The sequence below is a fragment of the Trebonia sp. genome (assembly GCF_030042015.1).
In the GTDB taxonomy this organism is placed as follows: Bacteria; Actinomycetota; Actinomycetes; order Streptosporangiales; family Streptosporangiaceae; genus Trebonia.
The window spans coordinates 1-24,598 of sequence record NZ_JASIAL010000061.1 but is presented as its reverse complement, the minus strand read 5'-3'; the positions used below and the strand labels follow the sequence as shown (position 1 = coordinate 24,598).

The window sequence follows — 24,598 nt, the reverse complement described above, 5'->3', positions numbered from 1 at the left end:
CGCAGAAACTGCGGGCGAAGCAGGCTGCCGACGTGCTCAACGCGCGCATCCACCACCACACCGCCCAGCGTCCCACACCAACCCCTGCCCATCCGCCGCATGAGGGCAGCCGGCTCGCGTGACGCTGACTGCGACGGCGCGGTCTTTCGCCGCGCCTGGCGCCGTCGGCCGCTGCCCCGGCCTGCCTGACTGGGCCGACTGCGCCAACGGCCCGGCCGTATCGGGCCGGCTGCGCCAACGGCCCGGTCGCCACCGCCGGGCCGCCACCACCGCCGGGGGGAGGCTATGGAACCGGTACCCAGATTTGCCACGCGTTCGGTCACGGCCGTCGCCGCGGCCGCCCTGCTCAGCGCGGCCGGGTGCCTGGCCGCGGCCACCACCGCCTCAGCCGCCTCCGCTTCCGCCTCCGCTTCCGGGGCGGCGTCGTCAAGCGGTACCGGTTTGTCCCTGGCCGGGACCCTGGTGGACGTGACGGCGACGTCGGCGGGCAACGCCTGGGCGGTCGGCTCGACGGCCAAGGGACCGCTGATCCTGCACTGGAACGGCAGCAGCCGGACGTGACGCAGGCCCCGAGTCCCGAAGGCCGAGCCCGACGCGGCGCTAGCTCACCTTGAACGAGCGCTTCGCCAGGCCCATCCAGTAGCCGTCGATGACCGTGTCCACCGGCTTGCCCGGGTCTTCCGCCGCGCCCAGCGTCACGAACAGGGGCAGGAAGTGGTCCGCCGTCGGGTGCGCGTACGGCATCCCCGGCGCCTTCCGGAATCGGGCCAGCGTCTCGACGTCGCCGCGCTCCAGGGCGTCCGCCGCCCACAGGTCGAAGTCCGCCGACCAGCACGGCACGTGCCCGGCGGTAAAGTCATCCCTGGTCAGGAACGGCAGGCCGTGCGTGAGGAACCCGGACCCGATGATCAGCACGCCCGACTCCCGCAGCGGCCGCAGCCGCTCGCCAAGCGACAGCAGCCGCGCCGGGTTCTGGGTGGGGATGGACAGCTGCAGGACCGGCACGTCGGCAAGCGGGTACATGACCTTGAGCGGCACCCAGGCGCCGTGATCGAGGCCGCGGCTCGGGTGCTGGTGGGCGGGCTGGGTGTCCGCCATCAGCTTGTGCACCTGCGCGGCCAGCGCGCTCGCGTCCGGCGTCGGGTAGGTCAGCGTGTAATACCGCGGCTGGAACCCGGCGAAGTCGTAGACGAGGGGGGTTCCCGCGGCGGGGGCCGAGAGCATGAGCGGCGCGGCCTCCCAGTGCGCGGAGACGATCAGCACGCTCTTCGGCTTCGGGAGCTGGTGCGTCCACGCCGCGAGCTGGATCATCCACTCGGGGTCGTCGAGCAGCGGGGGAGCGCCGTGCCCGATGAACAGGGCGGGCAGCGGCCCGTCGTCCTCCGTCCAGGCGCGGTGATCCGCGCTCGCCGGCCCCGCCGACTTGACGAACTCGTCGTAAGCGCCGGCCGGCACCAGCGGGTCGAAGATCGAGTGCATGGCGTGTTCCCCTCAGTTGTCCCCGGCTGTCCCCCGACACGAGGTTGAAGCTTCAAGCTATCGAGCATTACTTGAGACGTCAAGCGCTGCGCCCTCTGCAGACACTCTGCAGACACGCCTGATGACATAACCGAAGACACACCTGATGACCAGATCCTCATCTGCTGGCTCAACCGTTGTGTGACGGAACACTTCCGTGTCGCGGCGTCAGGATTGAGAATCAGAAGGTGCCGCAGTTTCGTTAACGGTAATAAGGGTTGAGACGTCAACGAGGCTTGGCGGCTCCGCCGCACGTCTTGCTCCCGACGGCGAAGGCTCGCCAGCCGGGAGGGAGGGAGATCCGGATAGCTATGACCCTTCGCGACGCACTGGCCGCGGGCACCTTCTCGGTCACCGCGGAACTCAACCCGCCCGCGGATCCGGTCGCCGAGCCCGTACGCCGCACGGCCGCGCAGCTCAAAGGCCTGGTCGCGGCCGCCAACGTGACCGACAACGCGGCGGCGACGGTCAAGGTCGCCCCGCTGGCCGCCGCGACCTGGATGATCGAGGAGGGCCTCGAGCCGATCATGCAGGTCACCACCCGCGACAGGAACATCATGGCGCTGCAGTCCGAGCTGCTGGCCGCCTGGGCGCTCGGCGTGCGGAACATCCTCGCGCTCTCCGGCGACCCGCTGAAGGTCGGCAAGTACGCCGACCTGGCGACGAAGGTGTCGGACCTGGACTCCCTGGGCCTGGTCAGGCTCATCAGGCAGCTCAACGACGGCCGGCTCGCCGCCGGGGAGACCCTCGGCACGCCGACCGGCTTCTACGTCGCGAGCGCCATGAACCCGCTGGTCGACACCGGGGAGAAGATCGAGGCGAAGATCGTCGCGGGCACCCAGTTCTTCCAGTCCAACATCGTCTACGACGTGCCCCGCTTCGCCAGCTGGTTCGCGCCGCTCGTGGAAGGCGGCACGGTGGCCGGCATCCCCGTCCTCGTCGGCGTCATGCCGCCGCGCAGCAGCAGGGCCCTGGAGCACATGCACAAGAACATCCCCGGCGTCGAGGTCGACGACGCGACCTTCGCCCGGCTCGCCGGCCTGACCGGCGACGAAGCGAAGGAAGCGGGCGTGGCGGTCGCCGCCGACGTGATCACGGCGCTGCGTGAGGTGCCCGGTGTCAGCGGCGTGCATATCATGGCCCCCGGGTGGGAGGCCGAAGCCGTCACCCGGGTCGTGCACGCGACGGGGCTTGAAGCGTCAACTATATGATGTGACTGATGAGTAATGAGCCGAACTGGCTGACCCCGGAGCAGCAGGTGGCCTGGCGCCCGTTCATCGCGCTGCTCTTCCGGCTTCCTGCCGCGATCGAGGCGCAACTGCAAAAAGACGCGGGCATCAGCCACTTCGAGTACCTCGTGCTGGCGAACCTGTCAGAAGCCCCGGGCTGGACCCTGCGGATGAGCGATCTTGCCGCGCTGGCGAGCGGCTCGCTGTCGCGGCTCTCGCACGTGGTCAGCCGGCTGGAAACCCGCGGCCTGGTCCGCCGCGAGACCTGCCCGGGCGACGGGCGCTACATCAACGCCGTGCTCACCCAGGACGGCTGGGCGAAGGTGGTCGCCGCCGCGCCCGGCCACGTCGCCGCGGTCCGCAGCCTGCTCGTCGACGTGCTCACACCGGAGGAGTTCCGCGCCCTCGGCGCGATCAGCGAACACATCCTCCGTGAGCAGGGAGTAATGACTTTTATCCCGAACGATCCGTCGCGCCTGCCGCAGACCTCCGCTTAACCCGGTTAACTGGCCGCCGCGAGGAGGTGTGATGGCTTACCCGCAGTACGACTTCATCATCGTCGGCGGCGGCTCGGCCGGCAGTGCGCTGGCGAACCGGCTGTCCGCCGACCCGGCGAACCAGGTGCTTGTGCTCGAAGCCGGCCGGCCCGACTACCCGTGGGATGTCTACATCCACATGCCGGCGGCACTGACGTTCCCGATCGGCAACCGGTTCTATGACTGGGGGTATGAGTCCGAGCCCGAGCCGCACCTGAACGGGCGCCGCATCTACCACGCGCGGGGCAAGGTGCTCGGCGGATCGAGCAGCATCAACGGGATGATCTTCCAGCGCGGCAACCCGCTGGACTACGAGCGGTGGGCCGCCGACCCGGGGATGGCGGACTGGGACTACGCGCACTGCCTGCCCTACTTCAAGAAGATGGAGACCTGCCTCGCCGGGGCCGATGAGTTCCGCGGCGGGGACGGGCCGCTTGTGCTTGAGCGCGGTCCGGCCACCAGCCCGCTGTTCCAGGCCTTCTTCGAAGCGGTCAGGCAGGCCGGCTACCCGCTGACCAAGGACGTCAACGGGTACCAGCAGGAAGGCTTCGCGCCGTTCGACCGCAACATCCATCGCGGGCGCCGGCTGAGCGCGGCCCGGGCGTACCTGCACCCGGTCATGTCGAGAAAAAACCTGACGGTGATCTGCCGCGCGTTCGTGACACAGATCCTCTTCGAGGGAAAGCGGGCGGTGGGCGTGGAGTTCCGGCAGGGCGCCCGGGGCGCCCGGGGCGCCCGGGGCGCCCGCAGCGGCGGGCTGTCCCGCCTGGTCCGGGGCGGGGAGATCATCTGCTGCGGCGGCGCGATCAACACCCCGCAGCTGCTGCAGCTGTCCGGGGTCGGCCCGGCGGACCTGCTCGGCCCGCTGGGCGTGCACGTCACCGCCGACCTGCCCGGCGTGGGCGAGAACCTGCAGGACCACCTCGAGGTCTACGTGCAGTACGGGTCGAAGCAGCCGGTGTCCGTGGCGCCGGCGCTGAAATTGCGCAACCGTCCCATCGTGGGCGCTAAGTGGCTCTTCCTGCGCAGCGGGCCGGGCGCCACCAACCACTTCGAGGGCGGCGGATTCATCCGCAGCAACGACGTCGTCGCGTACCCGAACCTGATGTACCACTTCCTGCCGATCGCGATCCGCTACGACGGCTCCCAGCCGGCCAGCGGGCACGGCTACCAGGTGCACATCGGGCCGATGTACTCCGACTCCCGCGGCTCGGTGCGGATCACCTCCCGCGACCCGCAGGTCCATCCGGCACTGCGGTTCAACTACCTGTCCACCCCCACCGACCAGCGGGAATGGGGCGAGGCCATCCGGATCACCAGGCACATCCTGAACCAGCCCGCGTTCGACGAGTTCAACGCGGGCGAGCTCTCCCCCGGCAAGGACGTCGCAACCGATGAGGAAGTGCTCGACTGGGTGCGCCGCGACGCGGAGACCGCGCTGCACCCGTCCTGCACGGCCAAGATGGGCACCGGCCCGGACGCGGTCACCGACCCGGCCACGCTGCGGGTCCACGGCCTGGACGGGCTGCGCGTCGTGGACGCCTCCGTGATGCCGTACATCACCAACGGCAACATCTACGCCCCGGTGATGATGGTGGCCGAGAAGTCGGCCGACCTGATCCTCGGCAACACCCCGCTCCCGCCGGAGCACGCCGAGTTCTACCGGCACGGCGCACGGCCGGCGCCAGCGGACGGCTGACCAGAGCTGCCCGGCCGCCTCCGGCTAACCCCCTGCCACCTCCCAGCTCCGGCTAGCCACCCCCCTTACCCAGCTCCGGCGCCGGGTACAGGATCGTCTTGGGCTCGGTGAAGGTCTCCATCGCGAACCGGCCGCCAACCCGCCCGCGCCCGCTCACCGACCCGCTTCGTCCGCCGAACGGCAGGTGCGACTCCCACACGTTCGTCGACGCGTTGATGTTCACCCACCCGGCCCTGGCCTGCTCGGCGAAGGCCAGGCCGCGCTCCAGGTCGGCGGTGAACACCGCCATGGTCAGCCCGAACGGCGCGGCGTTGGCCAGCTCGAGCGCCTGCGCCGCGGACGCGACCTCGATGACGGGCACCACAGGCCCGAACGTTTCCTCGGCCGCGATCTCCATGTCCGGCGTCACCCCGTCGAGCACGGTGGGCTCGGCGTACAGCTCGGTCGGGAAGCCCGCCGCCGCGCCCCGCCTGCCGCCGCAGCACAGCGTCGCACCGCGGGCCACCGCGTCCGCTACGTGCCGGTCGAACTTCGCCGCGGTCGCCTCGTTGTTCAGCGGCCCCATCGTGGTCCGCGGATCGAACGGGTCGCCAAGCCGCACCCGGCCGGCGGTGGCGGCGACCACCCGCTCGGTGAATTCGGCCCGCACCGCCGCGTGCACGAGGAAGCGCTCGCCGGCCGTGCAGCTCTGCCCGGCGCACAAGTAGGCGGCCTCGAGCGCCGCCTCGGTGGCCAGCTCGAGGTCGGCGTCGTCCAGGATCACCAGCGGGCCGTTGCCGCCCAGCTCAAGCAGCTGGGTCTTGCCCGCGGACCGCGCGGCGACCAGCCCGCCGGTGGCCACCGAGCCGATGAACCCCACCGCCTGCACGCCTGGGTGGGCGGCCAGCGCGTCCCCCGCCACAGGCCCCGGGCCAGGCACGAAGCTGAACACGCCGTCTGGGGGGCCCGTCCCCGTGATGATCTCGGCGAGCAGCGCGCAGCAGGCCGTCGTCGTCGGGGCCGGCACCCACACGACCGCGTTCCCGGCGGCGAGCGCGGGGGCGAACAGCTCGGCGCCCATCGTGTACGGCCAGTTCCACGGGCTGATCACGCCGACCACGCCGAGCGGAACCCTGGCGGTGATCACCCGGCGGCGGGCGGAGGCGGACGGCGGGAAGGCGCCGTCAAGCCGGCGGGCGTCCGCGGCCGCCATCGCGAAGTACTCGGCGAGTTCGCCCACCTCGTCGTAGGCCTCCGCGGCCAGCGGCTTGCCCTGGTCCAGGGTCAGCAGCCGGGCAAGCTCGTCGCGCCGCGCGGTGATCCGCGCCGCCACCTGCTCGCACCAGGCGGCACGCTCGAACGGCGAGCGGGCCGCCCAGGCCGGCCAGGCCCGCGCGGCCGCCTGCACGGCGTCGTCCACGTCGGCCCGGTCGGCGGTCGCCACGATGGCGAACGTCTCGCCCGAGCCCGGGCTGACCGCGGGGACCGCGGGGGAGCGGCCGGGCCGCCACTGCCCGCCCACGCACAGCAGGTACTCATCCATGTCAGCGGCGCCCGCCGTCAGCAGCTGGCACAGAGGCGTCCCAGCTCGTCCAGGCTCGCCGGCGGCATCCGGTAGGCCGGGCCGGAGATCGACAGCGCGGCCACGCACCCGCCGTCGGCCCCGAACACCGGGGCGGCGACCGCGACAAGCCCGTCCTCGAGCTCGGCGACCGCCTTGGCGTACCCGTCGCGGCGCACCGTCGCGAGCTCGGCCTCCAGTGCCGCCAGGTCGGTGATCGTGTGCTCGGTGTACCGCTCCAGGTGCGCTGGCACGGGGATGGCGCCGAAGGCAAGCAGCACCTTGCCGTTGGCGACGGCATGCGGCTTGGTGCGGCGCCCGATCCAGCCGCCGGAGCAGCTGAGGATGTAGGTGCTCGGCACCTCCGCGATGTTCAGGACGTCGGGGCGGGCCGGCACGGCCAGGTTGATCGTCTCCCCGGTCAGCTGGGAGAGCTTTTCCATGGCCGGCCGCATCGCGCCGACGATGTCGGCGCTGCGCAGGGCGAGCGTGCCCAGCCGGATGATCTCCACGCCGAGCCGGTAGCGCCTGCCCGAGCGGGCCAGGAATCCGGCCCGCTCCAGGGTTGCCGCCAGCCGGGAGGCGGTTGACTTGTGCACCCCAAGCGACGCGGCTATGTCCGTGACGGACAGTTCCGGGCGGCCGTCCTCAAAGCTTGCCAGCAGGGCGAGCACCCGCTCCGCGGACGGGTAGGTTGCGCCGGTCGCAACCAAGGTCGTGGCCATGCGATCAGAATGACCAGATTGCCGGTTCCGCGTCAACGGTCCGCGATCGCTGTCGCGTGGCATACTCAGGCCATGGCCGAAGCCACTGATCAGGTGACCGTAGGATCGCCGCACGACCCCCTTCCCGAGGCCCTCGGGCTGGCCCGCGCCGCCGCGGAGGCGGGCCTTGGCCTCAAGCTGCTCGGCGGTCTCGGGGTGCGGGTGCTCTGCCCGGACTTCCCGCCGCGGCTGCGCCGCGACCAGGACATCGACTTCGCCTGCCTGTCCAAGGAGCGCAAGAAGGTCGCCGACTGGCTGGCCAAGAACGGGTGCGAGCCGGACCGGCGGTTCAACAACCTCAACGGCGACAGGCAGATGTACTTCACCGCGCCGTCAGGGCGCCCGGTCGACGTGATGGTGGACCGGCTGACCATGTGCCACACGCTCGACTTCCGCCCCTCCTTCGGCCGGCTGCCGTACACCGTGGACGCGGTGGACCTGCTGCTGTCCAAGCTGCAGATCGTCGAACTGAACGAGAAGGACGCCAGGGACATCGTGCACCTGCTGTCCGCGCTGCCGCTTGGGACCGGTGAGGCCGACCCGCCGGTGATCGACACCGTGCGGTTCGGGCAGGTGCTCGGCGCGGACTGGGGCTGGTGGCGGACGGTCACAGGGAACCTGACCAAGCTGCCCGCCGTGATCGAGGCCAATCCTGGGCTAGTCCCGTCCGCGCCGCGCCACGATCCGCTCGCCCAGGCGCGGCTGTTGCTCGACGTCGCGAACTCCGCGCCGAAGAGCGTCAAGTGGAAGCTCCGCTCGAATGTCGGTGACCGGGTCCGCTGGTACGAGCTTCCCGAGGAAGTGGCGCACTAACAGGACTTATCCGGTCCGCGGGGCTTGACGGGGTTTTGGCCGGGTGTTACACCGTTGCACAGGACGCATGCGAGTTGCGTGTGCCACGGGCGCCAAGGAAGGCGTTGGGTGGTCAGATGAAGGTCTTCTTCGCTACCGACATCCACGGCTCCGAAGTGTGCTGGCGCAAATTCCTGAACTCGGCCGCCTTCTACAAGGCCGACCTCGTCGTGCTCGGCGGGGACGTCACAGGCAAGGCCATGGTCCCGATCGTCGCGCGGGGCGGCTACTGGCAGGCCGTGGTCCGCGGCGAGACGATCCGGATGGACACCCGGGCGGAACTTGAGAACGTCGAGAAGCGGATCCGCAACAGCGGTTTCTACCCGGCCGTGGTCACCCCGGATGAACTGCAGGTGCTCAGCGCGGAGGAGGGCGCGGTGGACCGCCGGTTCTCCGCCGAGATGCTCCATTCGCTTGACCGGTGGCTGGACATGGCCGACACCAAGCTCGGCGGCGGGAAGATCCCGTGCGTCCTCAACGGCGGCAACGACGACTTCTTCGAGATCGATGACCTCATCGAGGCGTCGCCGTGCGTCGACTTCGGCGAGGGCAAGGCACTGGACCTGGACGGCTTCCACCTGGTGTCGATGGGGTGGACCAACCCGACGCCGTGGAACACGTTCCGCGAGGCCCCGGAAGCCGAGCTGAAGGCGAAGATCGACGCGGCGGTCAGCCAGCTCCCTGACCTGGGGCGGGCCATCTTCAACTTCCACGCGCCGCCCTACGGCACCGGCCTTGACGAGGCCCCGGCGCTCGACGAGACGCTGCGCCCGATACACGGCGGCGCGGTGATGAAGGCGGTCGGCTCGACCGCGGTCAGGGACGCCATCAACAGCTACCAGCCGATGCTGTCGGTGCACGGGCACATCCATGAGAGCCGCGCCGTCAAGCGAATGGGCCGCACCCTGGCCATCAACCCCGGCAGCGTCTACGGGGACGGCGTGCTGCAGGGCGCCGTGCTGGAACTGGACGCCAGGAAAGGCAAAGTCAGCAAGTACCTGCTGGTGAACGGTTAGTCCCAACACGCCCCTCCCCACCCCCGGAGATGAGCATGGCAACTGACGCGGTTGGCAGCGAGACCCCGACCCTCTTCCTGCGCAAGGCCACCGGCCTTGTTCGCGGCTGGTCGGTGCGGGACACCATCATCTACGCGTGCCTGTCGACCAACTTCGTCACGCTCGGGCTGTACGAGTTCACCTTCGCCGGGCCGGCGTTCCCCAAGGGCCAGATGCTGACCGCGGTCCTGATCTCCGCCGTCTGGGTCTCGTTCCTGGTGATCGCCTACTCCGGCCTGATCGTCACGATCCCGCGGGCGGGCGGTGACTACGTCTGGCAGAGCCGGATCCTCGGCAGCGGCATCGGCTTCGTGATGGCGGCCACCGGGTGGTGGTTCATCCTGTGGCTATGGGCGCCGATCTACGGGAACATCCTGTCGGTCCAGCTGTTCGAGCCGATCTGGGCGACGCTCAAGTGGACCTGGCCGGCGGGCGGCGCGGCGTGGTTCGGGACGGACACCGGGATCTTCGTGGTGACGCTGATCACCGTGGTGATCGCCGGCCTGCTCGTTTCCCTGGGCATGGGAGGCTACGCCAAGGTCCAGAAGTGGTGCTTCTTCGGCGGCATGATCGGGTTCGCGGTCATCGTGATCCTGCTCCTGGTCAGCAGCCACACGGACTTCGTCAACTCGTTCAACCTGTACGGCAAGCAGCTGTTCGGGGTGAACAACGCGTACAACGCGACCAACACCGCGGCCGCGAAGGCCGGGTACACCACCTCGCCGTTCAGCTTCGGCCCGCTCGGCCCGACGATGCTGCTCGTGCCCGCGATGATGTTCTTCATCCTGTGGCCTAACTGGGGCGCGACCCTCTACGGCGAGATCCGCGGCGCCAGCGACTTCCGCCGCGTCTTCACCGGCATGTTCGTGGGCCTGTGGATCACGGTGCTGTGCACGGTCATCTTCTTCCTGCTGGTCGACAAGACCATCGGCTGGGGCTTCTACCAGAACCTCAACTCCCTGGACTACAACGTCACGCCGCAGTTCGGCATCTGGCCGTACCCGTTCATGTTCGCCGCCTGGCTGGTGCACAACACGGCTTTCCAGGTCATCTTGATCCTCGTGCTGAGCCTGTGGTTCTTCGCCTGGGTCGGCACCCTGTTCCTGTCCTCGACGCGGGTCATCTTCGCGGCCGCCTTCGACCGGGTGCTTCCCGACCGGGCCGCGGAGGTCTCGGAGAAGCGCAAGGTCCCGGTCTACTCGCTGATCCTGATGCTGCTCCCGGCGGCCGGGCTGGGCGCCGTGTACGCGTACTCGACCACGTTCCGGTCCTACACGCTTGACGCGACCCTGGTCATCGCGGTGACGTACCTGTTCAGCGCGATCGCCGTGGTCCTGCTGCCGTTCGTGAAGCCCGACCTGTGGCGGGCCTCGCCGGCCAGCCGGGTCAAGCTGCTCGGCGTGCCGATCGTCCCGCTCGCCGGCCTGATCACGATCGGCCTGCTCGTCTTCAACCTCTACGAGTGGCTCAGCAACGACCTCTACTTCGTGAACAGCCACGACTCGCTGTATTACATGGCCGGCATGTACGTGCTCGCGATCGTGATCTACGTGGGCGCGAGGGTCATCCGCAAGAGGCAGGGCATCGACCTTGGCCTGATCAACAAGGAGATCCCGGTCGAGTAGCGGATCGCCTGCGCCGGGCACGCGCTCGCGTGCCGCCAGGCCGGCAAGAACCCGGCGGCTATTAGCGCGGGGGGCACCGCCACCAATAGGCTTGGCGCTGTGCGCCCCACCGCCAGTGCGCGCGGCGGGCGGGCCCGCCGGGACCCGGACGCGCACCGGCGGCTGCCGTCCTAGATGACTGCCCGGATCGCCTTGTCGAACTCGATGACGTGCCGTCGCGCGATCTCGGCGGCTCGGCCGGCCTCGCCGTCGGTCAGCGCAGCGAGAAGCTCGGCGTGCTCGTTGACGTGGGCCGCCATGCCTTCCAGCCGGTCAAGGAACAGGCACCAGATCCGGGTGGCCAGGTTGCCGTAGCGGATCAGGGTGTCCTCGAGATAGGGATTGCGGGTCGCGGCGTAGACGGTCCGGTGGATCCGCATGTCCAGGGTCATCAGCTCGTCCGGCCGCTCGCCCAGCGCCGTCTCGGCCGCCAGCTCGCCGGCGAGCGCGCGGAAGGCGGCCCGGTCGGCGGCCGTCGAGTGCCTGGCGGCACTGGCCGCGGCCGCGGGCTCAAGCACCTCGCGGATCTCGAGGATGTAGGTCAGGTCGGTGACGTTGATCTCGGTCGCGAACGTTCCCCGGCGCGGGTAGACGACGACCAGCCGTTCGTGCTCGAGCCGCTTGACCGCCTCCCTGACGGGGGTCCGGCTCAGCCCCAGGCGCTGGCACAGCTCCTCTTCGTTGATCGGCGCGCCCGGCCGGATGTCCAGCCTGATCAGCCGGTCCTGGATCGCCCGGTACGCCGCTTCCGCCATGGACAGCGGCTCACCGGGGCGGTCAAGCACACTCGCGGAAGGCCCGGCTTCCGAATTCATCGCTTGACCCCCCAATCCACGCAATCTAGTGTACCAACTGATATATCAGTCGGATATCAGATCGGTCTAGCAGCGAGGATCAGCGGATGACCGAGTTCCAGAGCACGATCGGCGCCAGCGCGGTCATCGTGGGCGCCGGAATAGTCGGCAACAGCGTCGCCTGTCACCTGGCCCGGCTGGGCTGGCGGGACCTCGTCCTCGTGGACAAGGGGCCGATGCCGAACCCTGGCGGTTCCACCGGGCACGCGTCGAACTTCATCTTCCCGATCGAGTACTCGAAGATGATGATGGAGCTGACCCGCGACAGCACCGAGCAGTACCAGGCGCTCGGGGTGTTCACCCGAAGCGGCGGCATCGAGGTGGCGCGCGCCCAGGCGCGGATGGCCGAGCTGCGGCGGCGCTGCTCGCAGGCCAAGGCCTGGGGCATCCCGGCGCAGGTGATCTCGCCCGCTGAGGTGGCCAAGCTGGTGCCCTACCTGGACGAGTCGGTGATCCTCGGCGGCGCGCACTACCCCACGGTCGGCGTGGTCGACTCCCTCCGGGCGGGCACGCTGATGCGTGAGGAGGCCGAGCTGGCCGGCGCGCTGACCGTGCTGGCCGGGGCCGAGGTGGTTGCCATCGACACCGCCGCGACCGGGCAGGCCGGGCGTCCCCGGATCACGGCGGTGCGCACCAGCGCCGGGGAGATCGAGACGGACACCGTGGTGGTCTGCTGCGGGGTGTGGAGCCCGCGGATCGCACGGCTGGCCGGCGCCCGGTTCCCGCTCACCCCGATCGTGCATCAGATGATCAGCGTCGGGCCGATCGCGCTGTTCGCAGGCACGCCGGGGGAGATCAGCTACCCGATCGTGCGGGACGTGGACACGAACATGTACGAGCGGCAGCACGGCGGCGACATGGAGGTCGGCTCGTATGCGCACCGCCCGATCATCGTCAGCCCCGACGACATCCCGTCCATCGGGGAATCGGCCCTGTCGCCCACCGAGCTGCCGTTCACCGCGGACGACTTCGACCCGCAGCTGGCCCAGGCGCTCGAGCTCATGCCTGAGCTGCTCGGCGACGAGAGCGCCGGCGTCCGGTACGCCATCAACGGCCTGATCTCGATGACCCCGGACGGCCATCCGCTGCTCGGCCCGGCGCCCGAGGTGGACGGGCTGTGGGCCGCCGCGGCGAGCTGGGTCAAGGAAGGCCCGGGCGTGGGCCGGGCCGTGGCCGAGTGGATGAGCGGCCGGGTCCCCGCCGTGGACGTCGACGAGGCGAACATCGCCCGGTTCTACCCCTGCCAGCGGACGGTCGCCCACGTCGAGGCGCGGGCCCGCGAGGGCTTCAACAAGATGTACGGCATCGTGCACCCGGCCGAGCAGTGGCAGTCCGGCCGGCCGGTCCGGGTCAGCCCGGCATACGAGCGAGAGCGCGAGCTCGGCGCGGTGTTCCACGAGACGGCCGGCTGGGAGCGCCCGCACTGGTACGCCGCGAACGAGCCGCTGCTCGAGCGGTACGCCGGGCGCCTCATGCCGCGGGACAACGAGTGGGACGCCCGGTGGTGGTCGCCGGTGATCAACGCCGAGCACCTGGCCATGCGGGAGGCCTGCGGGCTTGTGGACCTGTCCGCCTTCGCCATCATCGATGTGACCGGCCCGGCGGCGCTCGACCTGGTGCAGTCGCTCACGGTCGCGCAGCTCGACGTGCCGCCAGGCCGGGTCGTCTACACCTCGCTGCTGGACAGCCAGGGCGGCTTCAAGGCCGACCTGACGGTGATGCGGCTTGGAGCGCAGCGGTTCCGTGCGGTGACCGGCGGCGCCACCGGGATGGCGGACCTGGCCTGGTTCGCCGAGCACCTGCCAGCCGACGGCCGCGCGGCGCTGGCCGATCTGACCTCGGCACTGGCCACCTTGGGGCTGTGGGGGCCGCGGGCCAGGCAGATCCTGGCGTCGGTTACCGCGGATAACGTGACCGGCCAGGGGTTCCCGTTCGGCAGCTGCCGGGAGATCGAGATAGCCGGCCTGACCGTGCTGGCCTCGCGCATCTCCTACGTGGGCGAGCTCGGCTGGGAGCTGTACGTGCCGATGGAGCAGGGCGGACGGCTGTGGGACGCGCTGTGGGCGGCGGGCGTCCCGCACGGGCTGGTACCCGTCGGCATCGGCGTGTACGGCACCACCGGGCGGCTTGAGAAGGGATACCGGGCCTTCGGCAACGAGCTCACCGCGGAATACACCCTGGTGGAGGCGGGGATGACGCGACCGCGGGTGAAGCCGCAGGACTTCATCGGCAAGCAGGCCTACCTCGCGCAGCGCGCGGCGCCGCCCGCCGCCGTGCTGTGCACCCTCACCGTGGACAACCACGCAAGCGCCGGCGGCGAGCCGCGCTACATGCTGGGCGGGGAGCCCATCGTGACCCCGGACGGCGAGCGGATCACCGACGCCAAGGGCCGGCCCTCGTACGTGACGAGCGCCGGGTCCGGCCCGTCGGTGGGCCGCCACCTGCTGATGGCCTATCTGCCGCCTGACCACGCCCGGGCAGGCACCCGGCTGGGCGTCGAGTGCTTCGGCGAGCAGTACCCGGTTACGGTCGCGGTGGCCGGCGCCACGCCGCTGTTCGACCCGGAGAACGCCAGGATCCGGGGCTGACCGAATGGAGATCCTGGTCTGCGTGAAGCGGGTGCCGCAGGTGGGCGGCCGGATCGTGATCACGCCGGACGGGCAGGACGTGGAGACCCGGATGTCGGGGTTCGCGATCAGCCCGCATGAGGAGTGCGCGGTGGAGGAAGCGGTGCGGCTCACCCAGCGGCTCGGCGGGACCGCGACCGTGCTGACGCTCGGCCCGCCCGCCGCCGCCGAGCAGTTGCGCGAGGCGCTCGCCATCGGCGCCGGTCACGGCATCTTGCTGGAGACCGACGGCCGGGAGTGGGGGCCGATCGCGACCGCCGCGGCCATCACCGACGTGGTGCGCGGGAAGGCGGGTGAGGGATCCGGCTACGACCTGCTGCTGTTCGGCAACGAGGCGGCCGACACCGGCGGCTACCAGGTGGGCGTGCGGGTCGCGCAGTCGCTCGGCTGGCCGTGCGCGACCGGCATCAAGCACCTGGAGATCGACGGCGCCACGGTCCGCGCCCGCCGGGAGTACCGGGGCATGGGGGAGACGTTCGAGTTCGGCCTGCCCGCCGTGGTCACGGTCAAGGAGGGCATCAACCTGCCGCGCTACCCGTCACTGCCGGGGCGGCTGCGGGCCAAGCGGGCGGCTCTTGAGCAGCACCAGCCGCAGTGGTCCGCCGACGGGCTGCGCAAGACCGGGCTGCGGGTCCCGGCCGAGCGGCGCCAGCAGGCCACGGTGCTCGGCTCCGGCCCAGACGCGGTGCCGGATCTGGTCCGGCTGCTCGAGGAGCTGGGGGTGCTGCGATGACCGTGCTCTGCCTGGTCGAGCCGGACGCGGCGGGGGTGGCCGGCGCCTCGCAGCGGGCGCTTGCCCTGGCCCGCGGCCTCGCCGCCCACGGAACCGGGCAGCTAGCCGCGGTCGTCTTCGGCGCGGTGGACCAGGTGCCGGTTGCCACGCTGGGCGGCGCCGGGGTCACCGACGTGCACGCCGTGCCACCGGACTACCTGGACGGGTACGCGCCGCGAGCCTGGGCCACAGCGCTCGCGGAATTGGCGGACCGGACCGGCGCGGCCGCCGTCGTCGCCGCGGCCACCGACCGGGGCAGCGAGGTCATGGCCTGGCTCGGCGCGATCACCGGCAAGCCGGTGGCCGCGAACTGCCTGTCCGCGCAGCCGACCGGAGACGGGACGTACCAGCTGGTCCGGCAGCGCTGGGCCGGGCTGCTGCTCGAGGACGCGATCCTGGAGGCGTCGCCCGCGCTGCTGACCGTGGCCACGGACGCGGACGTGGGCGAGCCGGCCGCAGCACTCCCGCCCGCGGCCGAGCCCCCGGTTCACCTGCTCAGGCCCGGGCTGACCGAGGCCGACCTGGTGGTCCGCGCCACCGAGACCGCCGACCAGGGCGGCGGCGTGTCGCTGGCCACCGCACGGGTGGTGGTCGGCGGCGGCCGCGGGGTCGGCGGCCCGGACGGGTTCGCTCCGCTTGAAGAGCTGGCCGGCCTGCTCGGCGGGGTCGTCGGCGTGTCCCGCGTGGTCACCAGCCAGGGCTGGCGCCCGCACACCCAGCAGGTCGGCCAGACCGGCACCAAGATCACCCCGGAGCTTTACGTCGCCTGCGGGATCAGCGGCGCCATCCAGCACATGGCGGGCTGTGCCAGCGCCAAGCACATCGTGGCGGTCAACACCGACCCGGCCGCCCCGATCATGTCCCGCGCCGACTACGCGGTCATCGGCGACCTCGCCGAGATCATCCCGGCCCTGGTCGCCGCCCTGAAGGAGCGCGGCTAAGCCCAAGCCGCATGGCTTCGAGTCGCTATGTGAATACGAAGAGTAACATCGGTCGCAGGCCCCGTCGTGAGCGGGGTGAGACCCAACCAGTGGAGGTGCCAGATGGCCGAGCTCCCACCGCCCCCAGAGGGAATTGTGCTTGCCCACTTCATCGTCTCGGACGATGTGGAGCGCTCCCGGCGCTTCTACACCGAAGTACTCGGCGGCAGGGTCGCCTTCTCCGGTCCCGGCGGGCTGACCTATGTGGCGCTGGCCAACAGCTGGATCATCATCAATGTCGGCGGCGGCCCCACCGATGACAAGCCGGCGGTCACCCTGCAGACGCCACGCGACCCCGACCGGGTGAGCAGCTTCCTCAACATCCGGGTCGCGGACATCCACGCCGTGTACGCCGAATGGAGCGCCAGGGGTGCTGAATTCCTGACGCCACCGAAACAGCACCAGTACGAGATCCGTTGCTACATCCGCGATCCCGACGGTCATCTGATCGAGGTGGGGCAAACCACGGACCCGGAGGGGGACTGGTCGCCCGCTCACTGGCCGGCGAGTACGCCCGCCGGGGAGTCTGAGTAAGTGCCGAGATCACCGGCGACATCCCGCACACCGGCGGCGCGGCAGCGCCCGCGGCCCCGCAGCAGCTGCACCGGCCCCTACCGCAAGGGGGCAGGCAGGTACCGGGCGCCCGGCCCGTCGGCGCGGGCGGCGTCGCCTGGGTTAGATATCGCGCATCGCTTCAGGGACAGGCAGCCGCAGCCGATGCACGAATCCAGGCCGTCGCGCAGTTTTTCCAGTGCGGCGATCTGCCCGTCCAGGCGGGCGCGCCAGGCGCGGGACAGCCGGGTCCAGTCAGCCCTGGTCGGAGTGCGCGAGTCGGGGAGCGTGGCGAGCGCGCCGGCGACCTCGTCGAGGGACAGGCCGACGTTGCGGGCCGCGCGAATGAACGCCAGGCGCCGCAGCACGCTGCGTTCGTAGCGGCGCTGGTTTCCCGGCGTCCGTGCCGCCTGGATGAGTCCCTCGCGCTCGTAAAAGCGCAGCGCCGACGGGGCGAAGCCACTGCGGGCGGCCACGTCGCTCACGGTGAGCTGGCCGGTGCTCTGCGCCATTACCGAATGTTCCTTGATTTAAAGTTAACTTCAACTACCACAGTAGGCGGCGTGACCAGCGCATCGCAACCGAACTGTCCTCGGCACAGGTGCAAGGGAAGCGGCCCGGCGGCGCCCACCGAGCAGACCGCCTAGTCAGCTGCCGGCATTGCCTGCCTGTCTCTGGTGTCCGCCGGGACGTAACCGGGAATGCCTGCTTGCGAGGTGATGCCCGGCCGGTCGCAGGCTGGAACCGCTGGGCTGGTGCATGGACTTGCTCGTCCCTGATGTGCCGAGCGTTGACCCGGCTGCGAACCTGGCGCTGGAGGAAGCCCTGGTCAGGGCTGTTCCCCCGGGACCCCTGCTGCGGATCTGGCAGAACGAGGCGTGCGTGGTGCTCGGGCGCGGCCAACGGCCGGAGCGGGAAGCGAACATCGCGGGCTGCGCCGCCGCGGGAGTGCCGGTGCTGCGGCGTGCGAGCGGGGGTGGCACCGTCTACCACGATCTGGGCAACCTCAACATCACCATAGCCGTCCCCGGGTGGGCGCCGGCGCTTGCCGGTGACCTGGCGGTGCTGGTGGCCGGGGCCCTGCGGCAATGGGGACTGGCGCCCGCGGTAACTGAGCGGGGAGTTCTGGTCGGCACCGTGAAGGTGTCGGGGCTGGCCAGCCAGCTCACCCGCACTGCCACGCTGGCGCACGCAACGCTGCTGGTCACTACCCCGGCGGCGCGGGTGCGGGCATTCCTCGCGCCCACCCCGCCGGACAGTCATCCGCTGGATTCCAGGCGCAGCCCGGTGCTCCCGTTGTGCGAGATGGCCCGCGGCGTGTCAGTGCCAGCCGCCCGGAGCCTTGTGCTGGCACAAGCGGTGCGGCGATATGGGCCGTTGGTCCCTAGAGCCGTTAGCGCCGCCGAGATCTGCTGGCAGGAGCGGCTGATAGAGCGACGATACGGAAGCGGCGCATGGCACACGACGGGCCGTGCGCCGACAGAGCGAACCGAGGAGGCGCGATGGACGACAAGACCCGCCGTGACCTGTACCGAGTGATGGTGCTCAGCCGCACCTTCGAGGAGGCGATGCTGCGCGAATACCACGCTGACAAGAAACCTGCCTTCGATATCGGGGCCGGGCTGGTTCCGGGTGAGATGCACCTGTCGGCCGGACAGGAGCCCGTCGCCGCGGGCGTCTGCGCGCACCTGCGCAGGGATGACGCGGTCACCGCCACGCACCGGCCGCACCACATCGCGATTGCGCACGGCGTGGACCTGGACAAGATGACCGCTGAGATCTTCGGCCGGGAGGGCGGCCTCGGCCACGGCCGGGGCGGGCATATGCACCTGTTCGACCCCGCGGTTCACTTCTCCTGCTCGGGGATCGTCGCCGAGGGCCTGCCGCCCGCGCTTGGCCAGGCATTCGCCTTCAAACGCCGCGGTAGCGACGCGATCGCCGTCGCGTTCACCGGGGAGGGCGCGGCCAACCAGGGTGCCTTCCACGAATCGCTCAACCTGGCCGCCCTGTGGACGCTGCCCGTGGTCTTCGTGGTCGAGGACAACGACTGGGCGATCTCGGTGCCGCGGAACGCGTCCACGGCCATCGCGTCGAACGCCGACCGGGCGGTCGCTTACGGCATTCCGGGCCAGCGCGTCGAGGACAACGACGTGGAAACCATCTACACGGCGGCCGGTGACGCGGTGGCCCGGGCCCGGGCAGGCGGGGGACCGACCCTGCTTGAGGTGCACACGCTGCGGCTGTGGGGTCACTTCGAGGGGGACCCGCAAGCCTACCGCCCCGACCTGGCGGACGTGCCAGGGCGGGATCCGATCCCGGCGTACGAGGCGCGGCTGACCGAGGCCGGCGTGCTCGACGCCGCGGCGATCGGCGCGATCCGGGCCGAGGTATCCGCCCGGGTGGAGCAAGCCGTCGCGTTCGCCAAGTCCAGCCCCGTCCCGGCGCCGGAGACGGCGCGCGACTACGTCTTCGCATGAACATGAAGGAGTCGAGCAGATGAGCGTGACTGATTCCGCGGCAAAGCCCGCCAGCGCGCCGGCCAGTCGCCGGCTGACCACAGCCCGCGCCATCGCCGAGGGCATCGCCCAGGAGATGGAGCGGGACTCCGCGGTGGTCGTGCTTGGCGAGGACATCGGCAAGTACGGCGGCATTTTCGGTGCCACCGGCGGGCTGCTTGACCAGTTCGGCCCGGAACGGGTGATGGACACGCCGATCTCAGAAACCGCCTTCATCGGCCTGGGCGCCGGCGCCGCGGTCGAGGGCATGCGGCCGGTCGTCGAGCTGATGTTCGCGGACTTCTTCGGCGTCGCCATGGACCAGATCTACAACCACATGGCCAAGATCCACTTCGAGTCCGGCGGGAACGTCCGGGTACCGATGGTGCTGATGATGGCGGCGGGCGGCGGGTACTCGGACGCCGAGCAGCACTCCCAGTGCCTGTGGGGGACATTCGCGCACCTGCCCGGGATGAAGGTCGTGGTGCCAAGCAACCCGGCCGACGCCAAGGGGCTGATGATCTCGGCGATCCGCGACGACAACCCGGTGATCTACGTCTTTCACAAGGGGGTCATGGGCCTGCCGTGGATGGCGAGGAACCCGCGGTCAGTCGGCCCAGTGCCAGCGGAGCCGTACGAGACCCCGATCGGCAAGGCCGCCGTCGCGCGGGAAGGCCGGGACGCGACCGTGGTCACCGTCTCTCTGTCGGTGCACCATGCCCTGGACGTGGCGCAGCAGATGTCCGCGGAACACGGCGTGGAACTGGAAGTCATCGACCTGCGCAGCCTGGTCCCGCTGGACCGCGAGGCCATCCTCGGCTCGGTGGCGAAGACCGGCCACCTGCTCATCGTTGATGAGGACTACCAGTCGTTCGGCATGTCGGGCGAGATCGCCGCGATCGTCGCCGAGACCGACCCCGGGATGCTGCGCGCCCCGGTGCGGCGGGTCGCGGTGCCCGATGTCCCGATCCCCTACGCCCGGGCGCTTGAGCAGGCGGTGCTCCCCGTACCGGACCGCATCCTCAAGGCGGCCCGGGAGCTAGTCGGGGCATGAGCGGTGGCTGATGTGCGCTTTCCGAGGCTGTCGGAGGAGGAGCCCAACGCCGAAGGTGTGCTCGCCACCTGGTTCGTCAGCGACGGTGACCAGGTGGCGAGCGGGCAGCTGCTCGGCGAGGTGATGGTGGAGAAGGTGTCCGGCGAGGTAAACGCGCCCACATCGGGACGAGTCCGCCTCCTGGTCAGCGAGGATCAGACCGTCCGGCAGGGCGAGGTGATCGCCCAGGTAGTCTGAGCCACAGGCCTCGGTCAGGCACCCACAACCTCGTCTACGCGGAGCAGCGCTTCCAGCTCGCGTTCGAGCCGGGCGGTGCCCGTCTCGACCACGGTCAGCGGCAGGCCGAACAGCGCCGCGACCTCCCGGGCCTCGGCCTCAAGCGCCGGGTCGCGGGACTGGGCCAGCCATACCAGCCGGCGGTAGTGGCCGAAGTAGTCCGGCCACAGCTGCGGATACCGGTCCAGGCCGAGTTCGGCCAGCACCGTCCGGCGGAAGCCGCGCACCAGGAAGTCGGTCAGCAGGTACGTCCCCGGCTCGGCCGCGAACAGCGCGGCCACGGCGGACGGCCCGGCGAGCAGGTCATAGCAGTGCAGCCCGGGCAGCCGGCGGAGCCCGAGCCGGGCGCACACCTGGTCGAGCGCGCCGTAGGTCCCGCAGTCGGCGTAGCCGACCGCCACCGGCAGCCCGCGGGCCTGTGCCGCCAGGGCCAGCCGCTCCACCTCCTTAGCGATCCCGGACGGGCGGTTGTGCAGCAGTGCGGGCAGCGCGTGCAGCGCAACCGGCCAGCCACGGCGCCGGACGACCTCCCGCACGTGCCCCGCGAGCGCCCCGCAGGCGATCACCGCCGCCAGCGGCCCGGGAACCTCAGTCAGGGAAGGAAGGGAAGGCGAGCTGGTCGATGAAGCGGTCGTTGAAGCCGGCGCGGTCGGAGAGCTCGACATACCTCACCTCCTCAAGCAGCGCGAGGCCCGCGGCCCGCTCCCTGACGGACAGCAGCGCCATCTTCGCCCCTTCGCCCGCCACGTTCCCGGCGCTGACAACCCGCAGCACCGGCACGTCCGGCACCAGCCCGAGCCGGATCGCGTTGCCCGGGGACAGGTAGCTGCCGAACGAACCGGCCAGCAGCACCTGCTGGATGTCGCCGACCGCCAGGCCCGCCTCCTCCAACAGGATGCGCCAGCCGGTCGCGATGGCGGCCTTGGCGAACTGCAGCTCCCGCACGTCCCGCTGGGTCAGGTACACCGACCGGGACACGTCGCCCTCCTCGCCGAGCCAGTGCAGCACGAACACGCGCTCCGCGCCCAGCGTCGTCAGCCGGCTAGCCAGGCCGGGGGCCAGAGCGGCGGCCGCGGACTCCGCCACGAACCGGCCAGAGGAGTCGAGCAGCCCGAGCCGGAGCAGCCCGGTCACCGCGTCCACGAGCCCGGACCCGCAAAGGCCCGCGGGCGGAGCCTCCCCGATGACCGACAGCGAAAGCCCGTCCGGCGCCATCGTGACACCCTCGATCGCGCCGGACGCGGCGCGCATCCCGCAGCGGATCGCCGCGCCCTCGAAGGCGGGGCCGGCCGGCGCCGCGGTGGCAAGCAGCCAGTCCCGGTTGCCGAGCACGATCTCGCAGTTGGTGCCGATGTCGATGAACAGCCGGGTCCGCGCGTCCCGGTCCATGCCCGAGGCGAGCAGGCCCGCGGTGATGTCACCGCCCACGTACGCGCCGAACGCGGGGAACACGACCGCCCGGGCCCGCGGGTGCACGGCCAGCCCCAGGTCGGCGGCGAGCACCTCGGGCAGCAGCCGGGCGGCCAGGATGAACGGCGCCACCCCGAGCGGCTCAGGGTCGATGCCGAGCGCGATGTGCGTCATGGTGGCGTTGCCGGCCAGCGCGATCTCGTACACGTGGGCCGGATCGACTTCGGCAGAAGCGCACACCTCGGCGGTCAGCCCGGCCAGCGTCTGCTCGGCGAGTGCGCGAAGCCGGCCGAGCGCCGACGGGTCCAGCATCGCCGCGCTGATCCGGGTGATCACGTCCGCGCCGAACGGCTGCTGGGCGTTCAGCGCCGAGGCCACGGCGACGGGCGTCCCCGTGGACAGGTCAAGCAGGGTGGCCACCACGGTCGTGGTGCCCAGGTCGAACGCGATCCCGTAGGCCAGCGCGGTCGTGTCCCCGGGCTGCACGTCGATCAGGACGTCGTCCACGACCACCGCGGTAACCTTGCAGTCCGCGGCGCGCAGCACGCGCCGTGCCGCCAGGACCGCGTGCAGGTCGGCCCGCAGTTCCAGGTCATCGAGCGCGTCCAGGACCCGTTCCAGGTCGCTGCGCTGGTCGGCCAGGGACGGCTCGCGCAGTTCCAGGTACCGCTTTTGCACCGCGGGCCGCAAGATGACGCGGCGGCCCACCCCGACGGTGGCCGCCTTCGGCCGGGTGACCAGCGGTGGCACCTCGACAGCGGCATCCGATGACGCCAAGGCCCGGCAGGCCAGCCGCCACCCAAGACGCAGCTCGTCCGGGGAGAACGCGCGGCTGTCCACCGCTGACGGCGCGGGAGCGCCCTCGGCAATCCGCACGCGACACTTCTTGCAGGTGCCGTGCCCGCCGCAGGTGGAGTCGATGGCGATGCCGTTCCAGCTCGCCGCGTCGAACACGGTGACCCCGGCGGGCACCCGGACCCGCCGCCCGCCCGGCTCGAAGAGCAGGTCCACCCGGGGCGGCCCCGCGCCGCCAGCCAGCTGAGCGTCCGGCGCCTGGGCTGTCGTCACGGCATGGCCCGAGTGGCCGCGGTGGCCGCGGTCGCCTGCGAAGCGCGATGGGCGGCGATCCAGGCCGCGCCCCACGGGTCGCGGTCGAGCAGCAGGTCGGCCGCCTGCACCGAGCGGACGATCCGCGGCGCCCGGGCGTCCATGATCGCGCTGGTCAGCCCGCAGCGGATGGCCATCGGCAAGAACGCCGCCCCGAGCGCCTCCCGTTCCGGCATGCCGAACGAGACGTTGGACGCCCCCAAAGTCGTGTTCACCCCGAACTCGGCGCGCAGCAGTTCCAGCGTGTCCAGCGTCCGGGCGACCAGCGAGGTGTCCGCGCCGACCGGCATGGCCAGCGGGTCGATCACGATGTCCTCGATCGGGATGCCGTACCGCCCGGTGGCGACGGAGATGACCTTGCGGGCGAGCTCGAGACGGCGCACAGGGTCCGCCGGGATCTCCTCCTCGTCGTTGGGCAGCGCGATGACCGCCGCGCCGTGCCGCTTGACCAGCGGCAGGATGGCCGCCAGCCGGTCGTCTTCGGCGGTGACCGAGTTCACAAGCGCCTTGCCCTGGTAGGCGGCCAGCCCCGCCTCAAGGACCGAGACGATCGAGGAGTCCAGGCACAGCGGCAGGTCGGTCAGGCCCTGAATCAGCGTGACCGCGGCGACCATCAGCTCGGCCTCGTCGGCCAGCGGCGCGCCCATGTTGACGTCGAGCACCATCGCGCCGCCGGCCACCTGCGCAGCAACGTCGGTCGAGATCCGGGACAGGTCCCCGCGGCGCAGTTCCTCTTGAAAGATGCGACGCCCGGTCGGGTTGATCCGCTCCCCGATGATGCAGAACGGCCGTTCAGGACCGATGACGACCTCGCGCGACGCCGACCGCAGCACCGTCTCCATGGACAATGACCCCGTCCTACGCGAGCGCCGCGGCGCGGCGCATGGCGAGCAGTTCCTTGGCCCGGACGACGGCGGCCGAGGCGTCGGCCGCGTAGCCGTCCGCGCCGACCACGTCGGCGTACTCCTGCGTCACCGGGGCACCGCCCACCATCACGATCACCTGGTCGCGCAGCCCGGCCTTGGCCAGCGCGTTGATGTTCGCCTTGAACATCGGCATCGTCGTGGTCAGGAACGCCGAGAAGCCGACGATGTCCGGCCGGTGCTCCTGCACGGCCGCGACGAACTTCTCCGGCGCCACCTGGACGCCGAGGTCGATGACCTGGAACCCGGCCCCCTCGAACATGATGTTGACCAGGTTCTTGCCGATGTCGTGCACGTCGCCCTTGACCGTGCCTATGACGATCTTGCCGATGGTCTGCGCGCCGGTCTCGGCCAGCAGCGGCCGCAGGATCTCCAGCGCGCCCGCCATCGCCTTGCCGGCGATCAGCATCTCCGGCACGAAGAAGTCGCCGCGCTCGAACCGGGCGCCGACCTCCTCCAGGGCCGGGATCAGCGCCTCGTACAGCAGCGTCTCCGGGCCCAGGCCGTCCTGCAGTCCCTGCCGGGTCAGGTCGAGCACCTCCGGCCCGTTCCCGACCAGGGTGTAGTCGTACAGCCGGCGGAGCAGATCGCTAGTGCTGATCGGATCTGGGCTCACGGGACACGTCCTTCCTGCGCAACCGGGGGTGAGTAGCCGAGCAGCCGCGACAGCGCCCGGCCGGCCGATATGCAG

The 24,598-nt window shown here is 70.9% G+C and carries 24 protein-coding genes; 15 read left to right on the top strand and 9 right to left on the bottom strand.

Annotated features, from left to right (window positions below; all coding sequences use genetic code 11):
* The first annotated feature begins 285 nt into the window (after positions 1–285).
* Complete coding sequence (locus tag Q1N79_RS03020; RefSeq protein WP_300604004.1) at positions 286–561, top strand: hypothetical protein; 276 nt, start codon at positions 286–288, stop codon at positions 559–561.
* A gap of 39 nt (positions 562–600) precedes the next feature.
* Here Q1N79_RS03020 and Q1N79_RS03015 read toward each other — a convergent pair whose 3' ends face one another.
* A complete protein-coding gene (locus tag Q1N79_RS03015) occupies positions 601–1,479 on the bottom strand; it encodes a class III extradiol ring-cleavage dioxygenase (protein WP_300604001.1) in 879 nt (292 codons plus the stop codon).
* A 350-nt stretch (positions 1,480–1,829) separates the two neighbouring features.
* On the opposite strand from Q1N79_RS03015, the gene Q1N79_RS03010 reads away from it, so the two are divergent.
* Genes Q1N79_RS03010 through betA form a run of 3 tightly spaced genes read left to right on the top strand, consistent with a single transcriptional unit; the run spans position 1,830 to position 4,982 of the window.
* A complete protein-coding gene (locus tag Q1N79_RS03010; RefSeq protein WP_300603998.1) occupies positions 1,830–2,729 on the top strand; it encodes a methylenetetrahydrofolate reductase in 900 nt (299 codons plus the stop codon).
* A gap of 8 nt (positions 2,730–2,737) precedes the next feature.
* The gene (locus Q1N79_RS03005; protein WP_300603995.1) at positions 2,738–3,244 is read left to right on the top strand and encodes a MarR family winged helix-turn-helix transcriptional regulator; all 507 of its coding nucleotides are present in this window, start codon (positions 2,738–2,740) and stop codon (positions 3,242–3,244) included.
* Between the two features lie 31 nt (positions 3,245–3,275).
* Positions 3,276–4,982 (top strand): choline dehydrogenase, encoded by a 1,707-nt coding sequence (gene betA, locus Q1N79_RS03000; RefSeq protein WP_300603992.1) that lies wholly within the window; start codon positions 3,276–3,278, stop codon positions 4,980–4,982.
* Positions 4,983–5,034: 52 nt separating this feature from the next.
* Here the strand turns inward: betA and Q1N79_RS02995 are convergent, their stop codons facing one another.
* Positions 5,035–6,504 (bottom strand): aldehyde dehydrogenase family protein, encoded by a 1,470-nt coding sequence (locus Q1N79_RS02995; protein WP_300603989.1) that lies wholly within the window; start codon positions 6,502–6,504, stop codon positions 5,035–5,037.
* Between the two features lie 17 nt (positions 6,505–6,521).
* The gene (locus Q1N79_RS02990) at positions 6,522–7,247 is read right to left on the bottom strand and encodes an IclR family transcriptional regulator (RefSeq protein WP_300603986.1); all 726 of its coding nucleotides are present in this window, start codon (positions 7,245–7,247) and stop codon (positions 6,522–6,524) included.
* Between the two features lie 72 nt (positions 7,248–7,319).
* Between Q1N79_RS02990 and Q1N79_RS02985 the strand changes: the two genes are divergently transcribed.
* From Q1N79_RS02985 to Q1N79_RS02975, 3 genes are all read left to right on the top strand, one after another.
* A complete protein-coding gene (locus tag Q1N79_RS02985) occupies positions 7,320–8,099 on the top strand; it encodes a hypothetical protein (RefSeq protein WP_300603983.1) in 780 nt (259 codons plus the stop codon).
* A gap of 116 nt (positions 8,100–8,215) precedes the next feature.
* Positions 8,216–9,154 carry a hypothetical protein gene (locus Q1N79_RS02980; RefSeq protein WP_300603980.1) on the top strand — a complete coding sequence of 313 codons (939 nt, stop codon included), beginning with the start codon at positions 8,216–8,218 and terminating at the stop codon, positions 9,152–9,154.
* A gap of 35 nt (positions 9,155–9,189) precedes the next feature.
* Positions 9,190–10,818 (top strand): APC family permease, encoded by a 1,629-nt coding sequence (locus tag Q1N79_RS02975; protein ID WP_300603977.1) that lies wholly within the window; start codon positions 9,190–9,192, stop codon positions 10,816–10,818.
* Positions 10,819–10,988: 170 nt separating this feature from the next.
* On the opposite strand, the gene Q1N79_RS02970 is transcribed toward Q1N79_RS02975, so the two are convergent.
* The gene (locus tag Q1N79_RS02970; RefSeq protein WP_300603974.1) at positions 10,989–11,672 is read right to left on the bottom strand and encodes a GntR family transcriptional regulator; all 684 of its coding nucleotides are present in this window, start codon (positions 11,670–11,672) and stop codon (positions 10,989–10,991) included.
* A gap of 86 nt (positions 11,673–11,758) precedes the next feature.
* On the opposite strand from Q1N79_RS02970, the gene Q1N79_RS02965 reads away from it, so the two are divergent.
* The 4 genes from Q1N79_RS02965 to Q1N79_RS02950 all read left to right on the top strand — a co-directional run bounded on the left by Q1N79_RS02965 (position 11,759) and on the right by Q1N79_RS02950 (position 16,624).
* On the top strand, positions 11,759–14,299 hold the full coding sequence (locus Q1N79_RS02965) for an FAD-dependent oxidoreductase (RefSeq protein WP_300603970.1): 2,541 nt from the start codon (positions 11,759–11,761) through the stop codon (positions 14,297–14,299).
* Between the two features lie 4 nt (positions 14,300–14,303).
* Positions 14,304–15,071 (top strand): electron transfer flavoprotein subunit beta/FixA family protein, encoded by a 768-nt coding sequence (locus tag Q1N79_RS02960; RefSeq protein WP_300603967.1) that lies wholly within the window; start codon positions 14,304–14,306, stop codon positions 15,069–15,071.
* The gene (locus Q1N79_RS02955) at positions 15,068–16,051 is read left to right on the top strand and encodes an electron transfer flavoprotein subunit alpha/FixB family protein (RefSeq protein WP_300603964.1); all 984 of its coding nucleotides are present in this window, start codon (positions 15,068–15,070) and stop codon (positions 16,049–16,051) included. The genes Q1N79_RS02960 and Q1N79_RS02955 overlap by 4 nt, the downstream gene beginning before the upstream one ends.
* A gap of 102 nt (positions 16,052–16,153) precedes the next feature.
* On the top strand, positions 16,154–16,624 hold the full coding sequence (locus tag Q1N79_RS02950) for a VOC family protein (RefSeq protein WP_300603961.1): 471 nt from the start codon (positions 16,154–16,156) through the stop codon (positions 16,622–16,624).
* A 77-nt stretch (positions 16,625–16,701) separates the two neighbouring features.
* On the opposite strand, the gene soxR is transcribed toward Q1N79_RS02950, so the two are convergent.
* A complete protein-coding gene (gene soxR, locus Q1N79_RS02945) occupies positions 16,702–17,154 on the bottom strand; it encodes a redox-sensitive transcriptional activator SoxR (RefSeq protein WP_300603958.1) in 453 nt (150 codons plus the stop codon).
* Between the two features lie 247 nt (positions 17,155–17,401).
* On the opposite strand from soxR, the gene Q1N79_RS02940 reads away from it, so the two are divergent.
* Genes Q1N79_RS02940 through Q1N79_RS02925 form a run of 4 tightly spaced genes read left to right on the top strand, consistent with a single transcriptional unit; the run spans position 17,402 to position 20,428 of the window.
* Positions 17,402–18,181, top strand: a complete 780-nt coding sequence (locus Q1N79_RS02940; protein WP_300603955.1) for a lipoate--protein ligase family protein — start codon at positions 17,402–17,404, stop codon at positions 18,179–18,181.
* On the top strand, positions 18,145–19,119 hold the full coding sequence (locus Q1N79_RS02935) for a thiamine pyrophosphate-dependent dehydrogenase E1 component subunit alpha (RefSeq protein ID WP_300603952.1): 975 nt from the start codon (positions 18,145–18,147) through the stop codon (positions 19,117–19,119). The genes Q1N79_RS02940 and Q1N79_RS02935 overlap by 37 nt, the downstream gene beginning before the upstream one ends.
* Positions 19,120–19,138: 19 nt before the next feature.
* Complete coding sequence (locus Q1N79_RS02930; RefSeq protein WP_300603949.1) at positions 19,139–20,191, top strand: alpha-ketoacid dehydrogenase subunit beta; 1,053 nt, start codon at positions 19,139–19,141, stop codon at positions 20,189–20,191.
* 12 nt (positions 20,192–20,203) lie between these two features.
* Complete coding sequence (locus Q1N79_RS02925; RefSeq protein ID WP_300603946.1) at positions 20,204–20,428, top strand: lipoyl domain-containing protein; 225 nt, start codon at positions 20,204–20,206, stop codon at positions 20,426–20,428.
* Positions 20,429–20,442: 14 nt separating this feature from the next.
* Here the strand turns inward: Q1N79_RS02925 and Q1N79_RS02920 are convergent, their stop codons facing one another.
* The 4 genes from Q1N79_RS02920 to Q1N79_RS02905 are packed head-to-tail and all read right to left on the bottom strand — an operon-like array spanning position 20,443 to position 24,523.
* Positions 20,443–21,033, bottom strand: coding sequence for a DUF1638 domain-containing protein (locus Q1N79_RS02920; RefSeq protein WP_300603943.1), 591 nt, complete (start codon positions 21,031–21,033; stop codon positions 20,443–20,445).
* 22 nt (positions 21,034–21,055) lie between these two features.
* Positions 21,056–22,945 carry an ASKHA domain-containing protein gene (locus Q1N79_RS02915; RefSeq protein WP_300603940.1) on the bottom strand — a complete coding sequence of 630 codons (1,890 nt, stop codon included), beginning with the start codon at positions 22,943–22,945 and terminating at the stop codon, positions 21,056–21,058.
* Positions 22,942–23,826, bottom strand: coding sequence for a dihydropteroate synthase (locus Q1N79_RS02910; protein WP_300603938.1), 885 nt, complete (start codon positions 23,824–23,826; stop codon positions 22,942–22,944). The genes Q1N79_RS02915 and Q1N79_RS02910 overlap by 4 nt, the downstream gene beginning before the upstream one ends.
* 16 nt (positions 23,827–23,842) lie before the next feature.
* Entirely contained in the window at positions 23,843–24,523 is a 681-nt protein-coding gene (locus Q1N79_RS02905; protein ID WP_300603935.1) for a corrinoid protein, read from the bottom strand.
* Positions 24,524–24,598 lie beyond the last annotated feature (75 nt).

Bases quoted from the DNA above. Each gene is read 5' to 3' on its own strand.
- betA (WP_300603992.1), top strand. From the start codon at position 3,276: ATGGCTTACCCGCAGTACGACTTCATCATCGTCGGCGGCGGCTCGGCC.
- Q1N79_RS02935 (WP_300603952.1), top strand. From the start codon at position 18,145: ATGGACGACAAGACCCGCCGTGACCTGTACCGAGTGATGGTGCTCAGC.
- Q1N79_RS02975 (WP_300603977.1), top strand. From the start codon at position 9,190: ATGGCAACTGACGCGGTTGGCAGCGAGACCCCGACCCTCTTCCTGCGC.
- Q1N79_RS02985 (WP_300603983.1), top strand. From the start codon at position 7,320: ATGGCCGAAGCCACTGATCAGGTGACCGTAGGATCGCCGCACGACCCC.
- Q1N79_RS02960 (WP_300603967.1), top strand. From the start codon at position 14,304: ATGGAGATCCTGGTCTGCGTGAAGCGGGTGCCGCAGGTGGGCGGCCGG.
- Q1N79_RS02965 (WP_300603970.1), top strand. From the start codon at position 11,759: ATGACCGAGTTCCAGAGCACGATCGGCGCCAGCGCGGTCATCGTGGGC.
- Q1N79_RS02940 (WP_300603955.1), top strand. From the start codon at position 17,402: ATGGACTTGCTCGTCCCTGATGTGCCGAGCGTTGACCCGGCTGCGAAC.
- Q1N79_RS02930 (WP_300603949.1), top strand. From the start codon at position 19,139: ATGAGCGTGACTGATTCCGCGGCAAAGCCCGCCAGCGCGCCGGCCAGT.
- Q1N79_RS02970 (WP_300603974.1), bottom strand. From the start codon at position 11,672: ATGAATTCGGAAGCCGGGCCTTCCGCGAGTGTGCTTGACCGCCCCGGT.
- Q1N79_RS03005 (WP_300603995.1), top strand. From the start codon at position 2,738: ATGAGTAATGAGCCGAACTGGCTGACCCCGGAGCAGCAGGTGGCCTGG.
- Q1N79_RS02955 (WP_300603964.1), top strand. From the start codon at position 15,068: ATGACCGTGCTCTGCCTGGTCGAGCCGGACGCGGCGGGGGTGGCCGGC.
- Q1N79_RS02995 (WP_300603989.1), bottom strand. From the start codon at position 6,504: ATGGATGAGTACCTGCTGTGCGTGGGCGGGCAGTGGCGGCCCGGCCGC.
- Q1N79_RS02910 (WP_300603938.1), bottom strand. From the start codon at position 23,826: ATGGAGACGGTGCTGCGGTCGGCGTCGCGCGAGGTCGTCATCGGTCCT.
- Q1N79_RS02990 (WP_300603986.1), bottom strand. From the start codon at position 7,247: ATGGCCACGACCTTGGTTGCGACCGGCGCAACCTACCCGTCCGCGGAG.
- Q1N79_RS03015 (WP_300604001.1), bottom strand. From the start codon at position 1,479: ATGCACTCGATCTTCGACCCGCTGGTGCCGGCCGGCGCTTACGACGAG.
- Q1N79_RS02980 (WP_300603980.1), top strand. From the start codon at position 8,216: ATGAAGGTCTTCTTCGCTACCGACATCCACGGCTCCGAAGTGTGCTGG.
- Q1N79_RS03020 (WP_300604004.1), top strand. From the start codon at position 286: ATGGAACCGGTACCCAGATTTGCCACGCGTTCGGTCACGGCCGTCGCC.
- soxR (WP_300603958.1), bottom strand. From the start codon at position 17,154: ATGGCGCAGAGCACCGGCCAGCTCACCGTGAGCGACGTGGCCGCCCGC.
- Q1N79_RS03010 (WP_300603998.1), top strand. From the start codon at position 1,830: ATGACCCTTCGCGACGCACTGGCCGCGGGCACCTTCTCGGTCACCGCG.
- Q1N79_RS02950 (WP_300603961.1), top strand. From the start codon at position 16,154: ATGGCCGAGCTCCCACCGCCCCCAGAGGGAATTGTGCTTGCCCACTTC.